The organism is Spirillospora sp. NPDC049652, from assembly GCF_040675125.1.
Lineage (GTDB): Bacteria > Actinomycetota > Actinomycetes > Streptosporangiales > Streptosporangiaceae > Spirillospora.
In genome coordinates this window covers 1-1,962 of sequence record NZ_JBFAOF010001179.1, presented here as the reverse complement: position 1 = coordinate 1,962, position 1,962 = coordinate 1, and the positions used below count along the sequence as shown (strand labels likewise).

Annotated in this window: 3 protein-coding genes; 1 reads left to right on the top strand and 2 read right to left on the bottom strand. The window is 74.4% G+C overall.

Annotation, left to right across the window (positions count from 1 at the left end; all coding sequences use genetic code 11):
- Nucleotides 1-7 precede the first annotated feature (7 nt).
- The gene (locus tag AB0J52_RS38310) at nucleotides 8-214 is read left to right on the top strand and encodes a DUF4334 domain-containing protein (protein ID WP_500187920.1); all 207 of its coding nucleotides are present in this window, start codon (nucleotides 8-10) and stop codon (nucleotides 212-214) included.
- A 30-nt stretch (nucleotides 215-244) separates the two neighbouring features.
- On the opposite strand, the gene AB0J52_RS38305 is transcribed toward AB0J52_RS38310, so the two are convergent.
- Both AB0J52_RS38305 and AB0J52_RS38300 read right to left on the bottom strand, forming a co-directional pair.
- The gene (locus tag AB0J52_RS38305; RefSeq protein ID WP_500187918.1) at nucleotides 245-1,588 is read right to left on the bottom strand and encodes an FAD-dependent oxidoreductase; all 1,344 of its coding nucleotides are present in this window, start codon (nucleotides 1,586-1,588) and stop codon (nucleotides 245-247) included.
- Between the two features lie 48 nt (nucleotides 1,589-1,636).
- On the bottom strand, nucleotides 1,637-1,962 hold a 326-nt coding region (locus AB0J52_RS38300), incomplete at its 5' end, for an amino acid permease C-terminal domain-containing protein (RefSeq protein ID WP_500187917.1).

The following is a 1,962-nucleotide window of genomic DNA, read 5'->3' as shown; positions in this document are numbered from 1 at the left end:
CGACGGGATGGGCTCGGCACGGCTGCGCGAGGTCGTCCTCGACGGCGTCGCGTCCGCCGCGATGATCTACGACGGACGGCCGATCATCCATGGATTTCCCCGCGCTCGTCCGGCGGACCGGGCGGTTTTGCCGAGCGTCGCCCGAAAATTCGGCGCGCGGCCCGGGGGATGGCCCGTCGGGGCAGCGGGCTGGGATCGGCGGTCTGCGGGGTGAGGTCGGCGGTCTGCGGGATGGGCCGGGCGGTCAGGTGTCGCGGCAGGCGGCGCGCATGGCGTCCCAGCGGGCGAGCTTCACCCGGTCGCCGCGGTCCAGGGAGCGGGCGAGGGCGGCCTCGGCCGCGTCCAGCCGCAGCCAGTCCTCGTAGCGGACGGCCCGCAGCTCGCGGCGTTCCAGCAGGTCCTCGATGGTCCCGGTGGGCTCGATCCGGGCGGCGCCGAGGTCGGTGAGCAGGTTCCGGACGGTCTCCGCGGCGTCGGACTTGTTCGTCCCGACGACCCCGGTCGGGCCGCGCTTGATCCAGCCCGCGACGTACTCGCGGGGGAGCGGCCTCCCGTCCGGGCCGAGGACGCGCCCGCCGTCGTTCGGGACGACCTTGCTCCGCTCGTCGAACGGCAGCCCGGCCAGCGGGACGCTCTGGTAGCCGACCGAGCGCAGCACCATCCCGACGGGCAACTCCTCGAACTCGCCGGTGCCGACGACGCGCCCGGCGTCGTCCAGGCGGGTGCGCTCCAGCCGCAGCCCCTCGACCCGGCCGGTGCCGAGGATCGCGTCGGGCGCGCGCCAGAACCGCACGTCGATGCGGCGCGGCCGGCCGCCGGGGACGTCCGTCCAGCCGCTGAGGACCTTGATGTTCCCGCGCACGTGCCGGTCGCCCTCGGCGAGCGCGGCGCTCGCCTCGTCCAGGGCCATGTCCCCGGCCGTGACGTGCACCGACGCCTCGGCGAGGGTGCCGAGCTCGCGCAGCTCCTTGGTGGTGAACTTGGCGTGCGCGGGGCCGCGCCGCCCGATCATGTGGACGCGCCGCACCCGGCTGCGCGACAGCGCGTCCAGGACCTGCTCGGGAACGTCGGTCGCGCGCAGCTCCCGGGCCGTCCGGGCGAGGATGCGCACGACGTCGACCGCGACGTTCCCGACGCCGATGACCGCGACCTCCTCGGCGTCCAGCGCGAAGCCGTGGTCGGCGGCGTCGGGGTGGCCGCAGTACCAGTTGACGAAGTCGGTGGCGGCGAAGCTGCCGGGCAGGTCCTCACCGGGGACGCCCAGGTGCCGGTCGACCATCGCGCCGGTGGCGTACACGACCGCGTCGTAGCGTTCGAGCAGCTCGGCGCGCGAGACGTCCCGGCCGAGCTCGACGCAGCCGAAGAACCGGACGCCCGGCCCCTCCAGGACGCCCTGGAGGTACCGGGCGATCGACTTGATGGACGGGTGGTCGGGCGCGACCCCGTACCGCACCAGCCCGTACGGGGACGGCAGGCGGTCGAACACGTCGACCCGCGTCCCCTCCCCGGCCTGCTTGCGCAGTGCCTCGACCGCGTACAGCCCGGCCGGACCGGAGCCGACGACCGCGACGCGCAGGTGTCCCGTCATGGGGGCATTGTGCCCACGCCGCCGCCGGAAACGACAGCGTGAGCGCCGTCACACACCGTTCCGGTCCCGGCCGACCCGGGAGTGGGACCGTCCGTAGACGAAGTAGATGACCGCACCGGCGACCATCCAGGCGAGGAACCGGTACCAGGTCTCGACCGGCAGGTTCAGCATGACGAACAGGCAGGCGAGCACCGCCAGGACCGGGACGAGCGGGACGAGCGGCGTCCGGAACGCGCGCGGCAGGTCCGGCCGGGTGCGGCGCAGCACCATGACGCCGATGGCCACGACGAGGAACGCGAACAGCGTGCCGATGTTCACCAGCTCGGCCAGCTTGGCGAGCGGGATCAGCCCGGCGAGGACGGCGACGAGGGAGC

Excerpts from the sequence above, each read along its gene's own strand:
- AB0J52_RS38310 (WP_500187920.1), top strand. The coding sequence starts at position 8 with ATGGGCTCGGCACGGCTGCGCGAGGTCGTCCTCGACGGCGTCGCGTCC.
- AB0J52_RS38305 (WP_500187918.1), bottom strand. The coding sequence starts at position 1,588 with ATGACGGGACACCTGCGCGTCGCGGTCGTCGGCTCCGGTCCGGCCGGG.